This window comes from Stenotrophomonas sp. GW821-FHT02D01 (assembly GCF_059421765.1).
Map to the genome: position 1 here is coordinate 583985 of NZ_JBWKVP010000002.1, position 7565 is coordinate 591549.

Annotated in this window: 5 protein-coding genes; 2 read left to right on the forward strand and 3 right to left on the reverse strand. The window is 66.1% G+C overall.

Translation table 11 applies throughout. The features are described 5' to 3' along the window. Window positions 1-113: 113 nt before the first annotated feature. Window positions 114-2699: an ATP-dependent chaperone ClpB gene (clpB, locus tag AC07UW_RS07460; RefSeq protein WP_180165702.1), complete on the forward strand. Its 2586-nt coding sequence runs from the start codon at window positions 114-116 to the stop codon at window positions 2697-2699. Window positions 2700-2783: 84 nt separating this feature from the next. Here clpB and AC07UW_RS07465 read toward each other — a convergent pair whose 3' ends face one another. The 3 genes from AC07UW_RS07465 to AC07UW_RS07475 all read right to left on the reverse strand — a co-directional run bounded on the left by AC07UW_RS07465 (window position 2784) and on the right by AC07UW_RS07475 (window position 5746). Then, window positions 2784-3584, reverse strand: a complete 801-nt coding sequence (locus AC07UW_RS07465) for a MipA/OmpV family protein (RefSeq protein WP_223496301.1) — start codon at window positions 3582-3584, stop codon at window positions 2784-2786. Between the two features lie 141 nt (window positions 3585-3725). Then, window positions 3726-5015, reverse strand: coding sequence for an ATP-binding protein (locus AC07UW_RS07470; RefSeq protein ID WP_495211743.1), 1290 nt, complete (start codon window positions 5013-5015; stop codon window positions 3726-3728). Then, complete coding sequence (locus AC07UW_RS07475) at window positions 5012-5746, reverse strand: winged helix-turn-helix domain-containing protein (protein WP_025874693.1); 735 nt, start codon at window positions 5744-5746, stop codon at window positions 5012-5014. Before AC07UW_RS07475 ends, AC07UW_RS07470 begins: the two co-directional genes overlap by 4 nt. Before the next feature lie 180 nt (window positions 5747-5926). Here AC07UW_RS07475 and AC07UW_RS07480 point away from each other — a divergent pair, with 180 nt between their 5' ends. Further along, window positions 5927-7213: an O-acetylhomoserine aminocarboxypropyltransferase/cysteine synthase family protein gene (locus tag AC07UW_RS07480; protein ID WP_495211744.1), complete on the forward strand. Its 1287-nt coding sequence runs from the start codon at window positions 5927-5929 to the stop codon at window positions 7211-7213. Window positions 7214-7565: the final 352 nt, after the last annotated feature.

The following is a 7565-nucleotide window of genomic DNA, read 5'->3' on the forward strand; positions in this document are numbered from 1 at the left end:
AGGCTGACTGGCCTTCGAATGCAGTCGCAGCCACCCTTGAAACGGGGTGGGGCAACCGCATCTTTCCAGCATCGCCGGCGCGGGCCGGCCAAGATGACCGATGAGGTTTCGCAATGCGAATGGACAAGCTCACCTCGCGTTTCCAGCAGGCGCTGGCAGACGCGCAGTCGCTGGCAGTTGGCCGCGACAACAGCATCATTGAACCGGTGCACGTGTTCAGTGCCCTGCTGGACCAGCAGGGTGGCAGCACCCGGCCGTTGCTGGCCCAGGCCGGCGTCAACGTACCGGTGCTGCGCGAGCGCCTGGACGAGGCGCTTGAAGCGCTGCCGAAGGTGTCCGGCCAGGCCGGCAACCTGTCGATCGGCAACGATCTCAACCGCCTGCTCAACCACACCGACAAGCTGGCACAGCAGCAGGGCGATGCCTTCATCGCCAGCGAGTGGTTCGTGCTGGCCGCGCTGGAAGACGGCGGCACGCTGGGCATGGCGCTGCGCGCTGCCGGTGCCGACAAGGCGCGCCTGCAGACCGCTATCGACAAGCTGCGCGGCGGCGAGAACGTGCAGTCGGAGAACGCCGAAGAGCAGCGGCAGGCGCTGGAGAAGTACACCATCGACCTGACCGCACGCGCCGAGAGCGGCAAGCTCGACCCGGTGATCGGTCGCGACGAAGAAATCCGCCGCACCATCCAGGTGCTGCAGCGTCGCACCAAGAACAACCCGGTGCTGATCGGCGAACCCGGCGTGGGCAAGACCGCGATCGTTGAAGGCCTGGCCCAGCGCATCATCAATGACGAAGTGCCTGAAGGCCTGCGCGGCAAGCGCGTGCTGTCGCTGGACATGGGCGCGCTGATCGCCGGTGCGAAGTTCCGCGGTGAATTCGAAGAGCGCCTGAAGGGCGTGCTCAACGATCTGGCCAAGAGCGAAGGCCAGATCATCCTGTTCATCGACGAGCTGCACACCATGGTTGGCGCGGGCAAGGCCGACGGTGCGATGGATGCCGGCAACATGCTCAAGCCGGCACTCGCGCGCGGTGAACTGCACTGTGTCGGTGCGACCACGCTGGACGAGTACCGCAAGTACATCGAGAAGGATGCCGCGCTGGAGCGCCGCTTCCAGAAAGTGTTCGTGGGCGAGCCGACGGTGGAGGACACCATCGCGATCCTGCGCGGCCTGAAGGAAAAGTACGCGGTGCACCACGGGGTGGAGATCACCGACCCGGCCATCGTCGCTGCCGCCACCCTGTCCAACCGCTACATCACCGACCGCCAGCTGCCGGACAAGGCCATCGACCTGATGGACGAGGCTGCTTCACGGCTGCGCATGGAGATCGATTCCAAGCCGGAGGAACTGGACCGCCTGGAGCGTCGCCTGATCCAGCTGAAGATCCAGCGCGAGATGCTGAAGAAGGAGAAGGACGACGCTTCGCGGCAGCGCCTGGCCGATCTGGAAAACGATATCGATGCGCTGGAGCGCGAGTTCTCCGATCTCAACGAAGTCTGGAAGTCGGAGAAGGCCGCGCTGCAGGGCACGACCAAGATCAAGGAACAGGTCGAGCAGGCCAAGGTTGAGCTGGAGTCGGCGCAGCGCCGGCAGGATTTCGCGCGCATGAGCGAGATCCAGTATGGCGTGCTGCCGCAGCTTGAAAAGCAGCTGGCTGCCGCCCAGGAAGTGGAGAACCACGACTTCAAGCTGGTGCAGGACCGTGTCACCGACGAGGAGATCGCCGAGGTCGTCTCGCGCTGGACCGGCATCCCGGTCAACAAGATGCTCGAAGGCGAGCGTGACAAGCTGCTGCGCATGGAAGAGGTGCTGCACAACCGCGTGGTCGGCCAGGAAGAGGCGATCAAGGTGGTGTCCGACGCGGTGCGTCGTTCGCGCGCTGGCTTGTCCGATCCGAATCGACCGGGTGGTTCGTTCCTGTTCCTCGGCCCGACCGGCGTGGGCAAGACCGAACTGTGCAAGTCGCTGGCCGAGTTCCTGTTCGACAGCGCCGACGCGATGATCCGCATCGACATGAGCGAGTTCATGGAGAAGCACAGCGTCGCACGCCTGATCGGTGCGCCCCCCGGCTACGTGGGCTATGAGGAAGGCGGTTACCTCACCGAGGCCGTGCGCCGTCGCCCGTATTCGCTGATCCTGCTGGACGAGGTGGAAAAGGCGCATCCGGATGTGTTCAACATCCTGCTGCAGGTGTTGGACGACGGTCGCCTGACCGATGGCCAGGGCCGCACGGTGGACTTCCGCAATACCGTCATCGTGATGACCTCCAACCTGGGGTCGCACCAGATCCAGGACATGAGCGGCGATGACACGCCGGAGGCCTACACGCAGATGAAGGCGGCGGTGATGGGCGTGGTGCAGGCGCACTTCCGTCCGGAGTTCATCAACCGGTTGGATGACATCGTGGTGTTCCATCCGCTGGACAAGCAGCAGATCAAGCAGATCGCGCGCATCCAGATGCGTGGCCTGGAAAAGCGCCTGGCCGAGCGTGGCCTGAAGCTGGTGGTGTCCGATGCAGCGTTCGACCTGCTCGGCAACGTCGGCTTCGATCCGGTCTACGGTGCGCGTCCGCTGAAGCGTGCGATCCAGGCACAGCTGGAAAACCCGCTGGCGCAGAAGATCCTGTCCGGTGCGTTCGTCAACGGCGATACCATCGAAGTGGGCAACGACGGTGGCCATCTGGTGTTCGCCAAGGCCTGATGCGTGCAACGGGGCGCTGCATGATCGCAGCGCCCCGTCTCTTCGGCAGCGCGAACGTCGGTGTCCGGCGCTCGCCGGCCATGCTCAGAACCGGTGCGTATATCCGGTCATCAACCCGAACTGGTTGGCCTTCTGCACGATCGGGCTGTCGGCGGCGTCGCCGAGCAGGCGGGTGCCTTCCACGGCGATGTACCAGTTGCCGTTGCGACCAGCGCGATGGCTCCATTTCATGCCCAGCCCGGCGCTGACCAGGCCGGCCTTGGGCTTGTGCAGGGCGAAACCGGTACGTGCGGCCTGGTCGGGGCTGACGCCGTACCAGGTCTGCAGGTAGCCGCGGTTGCCGTAGTCGGTGGACACGCTGCCGCTGACCACGCCACCGGCCAGATCGAACAGCGGCATCTCCAGGTTCAGGTGGATCTGCTGGGTGGCAAGGCCGTTGTCGCCCTTGTCGTCGTCTTTCATCGTGTATTGCCAGGAACCACTCAACACCGCCTCACCCAGCGTATAGCCAGCCGCCAGGCCGACCAGGGGCCGGGTATCGATATCGCCCATGCCACGCAGGAAGTCCGAGCCGCCGAGGATCGAGTTCTTCTCGCGTCGGCTGCCGCTGCCGCCGACGTAGGCACGCACGCGGGTGTGTTCGCCGATCGCCGTGCCCCAACCCGCACCGCTGGTACCCAGAAACCAGCCGCCCGGCGAAGTCACGTCGAACGACAGTGTCGGTGCAGCCTGGAATTCCTCGCTGCCGCTGTAGCGCGGGGCAACGCCGCCACCGGCGGCCAGCTCGAAGGTCCATCGATCCTCCTTGGCATGCGCTGTGGACGTTGCGAACAAGGGCAGCAGGGCCAGGCCGAGCAGGGTGGGGAAACGGCGACGGTGGGACATGGCAACTCTCTACAGTGGGAGGAAATGCAGTGCGCGCATCCGGCGCGTGCTGCTGGGTCGACAGCGTGGCGGGATGCCACCGACCAATCCGTCCGCAGTTGTGCGGGAGTTGTAAGCAACTGTAAGCGCGGCCCGTGGCGTTCAGCTGGCAGCCAGTGGCCAGTGCATTTCCAGGCGTGCACCGCCCAGGGTCGCGCGTCCCACGCGCAGCTCGCCGTGGTGACGAACCGCGATGCGCCCGGCGATGGCCAGGCCAAGACCAAAGCCGCCGGTGTCGCGGCTGCGGCTGTCATCCAGACGGGTGAACGGGCGCAACACCTTCTCGCGATCGCCTTCGGCAATGCCGGGGCCATCGTCATCCACGCGCAGGCAGGCCTTGCCGGCCACGCTGACCAGTGACACCTCCACACGGGTGCGTGCATAGCGCATCGCGTTGCCGACCAGGTTGCTCAGGGCCAGCTGCAGCAGGCGTGGCTCGGCATCCACGCGTGGCAGCGCGCTGGGCCAGACCTGCAGCACCAGGCCCGCGCGCTCGGCATCGCGCCGTGCGTCTTCCATGCAGGCCTGCAGCCAGTCGTTCGCCTCGATCCGCTGCATGGGCTCGGCGTCGTTGGGATGCTCCAGCCGCTCATAGGCCAGCAGTTCGCTGACCAACCGGTTGAGCTCGGCCAGATCACCATGCAGGCCGGCAGCGAGGTGTGCCCGCCGCGCCGGGTCGTTGCTGTCCTGCATCAGATCCAGGCCGAAGGCCAGGCGTGCGATCGGCGTGCGCAGCTCGTGGGAAATGGCATGGGTAAGATCGCGCTGCCGTTGCACCAGTTCGGCCACGCGCGCGGCCATGCGGTTGGAATGCTCGACGATGACCCGGATCTGCGAACGTGGCGATACCTGCGCACGCGCCTGCAGATCGCCGGCACCGATGCGATCGGCATGACCCCGCAGCGCTTCCAGGTCGCGCCACAGCAGGCGTACCCAGGCATACAGGCAGGCGCCGACCAGCAGCAGGATGCACAGGTAGGCGGCGGCGGTCATGTACAGGGTCATCTGCACCTCACCGGGAAAGTGCAGCTGCAGCCAGCGTCCGTCAGCCCCCGCGATGGGCATCAGCACCTGCTGGTAGCGGTCACGGACGATAAAGCCGTCCCCGCGCAGGGCACTGCGCTCGTCGTCATCGAGCACGGGCGGTGCATCCAGCAGTGACAGCGCAATGCCGTAATGCGGCTGCCACTGCAGCAGGCGCTGCTGTTGCTGCTGGCGGTCCAGGCCGACCAGTCCACTGCGCAACGCATACACCTGTCCGCGCACCTGTTCGACGAAGACACGTTCCTGCAGGGGCGTGTAGATGCGGTCCAGCAGGTGGTTGAGGCTGAACACCGACACCAGCAGGCAGCCGCCGGTGACGAACCACAACCATAGGAACAGGCGCTTCACGCCGACCAGGCCGAGGGGTTGAACTGGTAACCGCGGCCCCACACGGTCTTGATCCGGCGCGGTTCGCGCGCGTCGTCGCCCAGCTTGCGGCGCAGCTTGCCGATGCAGACATCCACGCTGCGGTCCAGGCCATCGAAACCGATGCCGCGCGCCGCCTGCAGGATCTGGTCGCGCGAGAGGATCTGCCCGGGCTGGCTGGCCAGCAGCCAGAGGATCTCGAATTCGGTGGTGCCCAGTTCCACGGGCTGCCCATGCAGGTGGACCTCGCGCTGCACGCGATCGATCAGCAGTTCGCCATGCATCAGCCTGCACGGCACGCCGGCAGGGCCGCTGCCATGGCGACGGCGCAACAGCGCACGCAGGCGCGCCAGCAGCAGGCGCGGCTCGATCGGCTTGTGCACATAGTCATCGGCGCCGGACTCCAGGCCCAGCACCTGTTCGATATCGTCCTCGCACGCCGTCAGCATCAGGATCGGCACGTCGGAAAAGCTGCGGATCTGCCGGCACACGTCGATGCCACCGAGGCCAGGCAGCATCAGGTCCAGCACCACCAGTTCCGGCGCGTGCTGGCGGCAGGCCGCGCTGGCCAGGTCGCCACGCGGCACGTGCTGCACGGCAAATCCATGTTCGCTCAGGTAGTCGCTGACCAGCTCGGCCAGGCGGCGGTCGTCCTCGACCAGCAGCACCTGGGTCGGGTTGCCGGCGGCGGGAGTCCACGGGGAGGGCTGCATCGGTAGGGCGTCCTTGTCCGGGGCAAAGGGCCCGGCGGCGAAGCCTAGCAATGGCCCATGACGACTGCCTGAATCCCGGGCAACCTGATAACCGCCGGTACTGGCGTCATCGCCAGGGGCTCTCAATGGCGGTCGATGGCTGGCCTATGGTGGGCGTTTCCCCGGATGGAGCCTGGCGCAATGAGCGATCCGCAGTGGCAACTGGAAACCCTGGCCGTGCACGGCGGCTACCGCCCCGACCCGACCACCCGCGCGGTGGCGGTGCCGATCTACCAGACCGTGGCCTACGCATTCGATGACACCCAGCACGGGGCGGACCTGTTCGACCTGAAGGTGCCGGGCAACATCTATACGCGCATCATGAATCCCACCACCGACGTGCTGGAACAGCGCGTTGCGGCGCTGGAAGGGGGCATCGGCGCGTTGGCACTGGCTTCCGGGCAGGCCGCGATCACCTATGCGATCCAGACCATTGCCGAGGCCGGCGACAACATCGTCGCTGCCAGTGCGCTGTATGGCGGCAGCCTCAACCTGCTGGCGCACACGCTGCCGCAGTACGGCATCCAGGCGCGTTTCGCAGATCCGGCTGACCCGTCGGCGTTCGCGGCCTTGATCGATGAACACACCAAGGCGGTGTTCGTCGAATCGATCGGCAACCCGCGCGGCAACGTCACCGACATCGCCGCCATCGCCGAGGTCGCGCATGCGGCCGGCGTGCCGTTGATCGTCGACAACACGGTGGCCACGCCATTCCTGCTGCGCCCGTTCGAACATGGCGCCGACATCGTGGTGCACTCGCTCACCAAGTACCTCGGTGGCCACGGCACCAGCCTGGGTGGGGCGATCGTCGATTCCGGCCGCTTCGACTGGACGGCACAGCCGCAACGCTTCGCCCGCTTGAACCAGCCCGATCCGAGCTATCACGGCGTGGTCTATACCGAAGCGCTCGGCGCGGCGGCCTACATTGGCCGTGCGCGGGTAGTGCCGTTGCGCAATACCGGCGCAGCGTTGTCACCGTTCAACGCTTTCCTGATCCTGCAGGGCATCGAGACCCTGGCGCTGCGCATGGAGCGGATCAACGCCAATGCGCTGGCTGTGGCGCAGTACCTGCGCGCGCATCCGAAGGTAGCGTGGGTGCGTTATGCAGGGCTTGCCGACGACCCCGAACACGCGGCGGCGCAGCGCTATCTGGGCGGCCACGGCTCCGGCGTGCTGACCTTCGGCCTACCCGGCGGGCGCGTTGCCGGCGCCCGCTTCCTCGATGCCCTGAAACTGTTCACCCGACTGGTGAACCTGGGGGATGCCAAGTCACTGGCCACCCATCCGGCCTCGACCACACATCGCCAGCTGGATGCGGCTGAGCTGGCCAGGGCCGGGGTCAGTGAGGATACCGTGCGCCTGTCGATCGGCATCGAGCACATCGAAGATCTGCGCGCGGACCTGGAACAGGCGTTGGCGGACGCCTGATACCTGCTGGCTTGGTCGTCATCGCCAGAGGCGATCACCACCACTGCAGGAAAGCGTTACGGTAGAGGCGCTCTCCAAGGGCGTGGCGATATCATCCCCGGCCGATGCGGGTCGGCCGGGGATTTTTTTGGGGTCAGCCAACCCCACGCCATGCGTGGATGAATCCCCATCGGAATCGAATAGTCCGACGGTGCATCGAAAAGCATCCACGCATGGCGTGGATCTACTGTCGACCAAGGTCGACACCTGCCAAATCGTTCATCCACCAACAGCAGCGGGAAATTGTCGAAGGCGGGGTGGGTCCGGTTGCGGGGGCGTGAGCCGCATGGATGCGGCGACCGAGCTTACATGG